Genomic DNA, 790 nt, shown 5'->3' on the forward strand with positions numbered 1-790 from the left:
CGGTGCGCGACACGTTCTGCCATCCACGCCGTGATTTCAGACTGTAGCCAGGCGACATTTTTACCCCCGAGGGAAACCTGCGCTGGGAAAGCATTGCGGGCAATTAAATCGTAGAGCGTGGAGCGGGACAGACCGCACTGATGAATGACTTCCGGGAGACGTAAAAAACGTTCCTGAGCCGGGGCTGAAACCGGCATCGGGTGCGCGGCAGTGGGGGACGATAGTACTGATGAAACTGTGTGCATAACGCTACCTCGTTAATATCCGCAGAGATCCGGACGTATCCGTCCGGTATCAGGTAGCTCTCTATTTTGTGAATATTTTTCTTCAATGCAACAGAGGTATGTTGTGTCGTGGAGCAGTTTTGTCTGTTATTTAAGCAGCGACCTGAAAATATGAAAAATAATTGGCACATGACGCGCTGAGACGTTCATAAATCACAGTCAATTGATATCGCCTATCAATAGATAAAAATATAATAATTAAAACAATGGCTCTCTAAAAGGAGCTTGCCGAAACCAGTGAACAGTAGTGAACAGTTGGTGAACACTTCTCTCTAAACTGTTCACCCTTTAATTTATTGTTTTACTTATATTTTTATACTGAGTGAACAGTAGTGAATAGTTATATGTAAAAAAACAAACTGAGAGAGGGGTTTTCCTGCGACCTTTCTCTGGCCAGCCGGGTTTTTAAGTCCTGTTTGTGCCATGTCTGCTACAACGGCAATGAATCGAGTTGTTGTCTGAGGGACGGCAGAATGGCGTCAGGTTGAAAACACAGAGAGAACCCG

The 790-nt window shown here is 45.4% G+C and carries 1 protein-coding gene; it reads right to left on the reverse strand.

Annotated features, from left to right (window positions below):
* Positions 1 to 245: helix-turn-helix transcriptional regulator (locus OGX86_RS00265; RefSeq protein ID WP_286638994.1), on the reverse strand; the 245-nt coding region annotated here is incomplete at its 3' end.
* Between the last annotated feature and the right edge of the window lie 545 nt (positions 246 to 790).

The sequence above is a fragment of the Citrobacter sp. Cpo040 genome (genome assembly GCF_030332915.1).
In the GTDB taxonomy this organism is placed as follows: Bacteria; Pseudomonadota; Gammaproteobacteria; order Enterobacterales; family Enterobacteriaceae; genus Citrobacter; species Citrobacter portucalensis.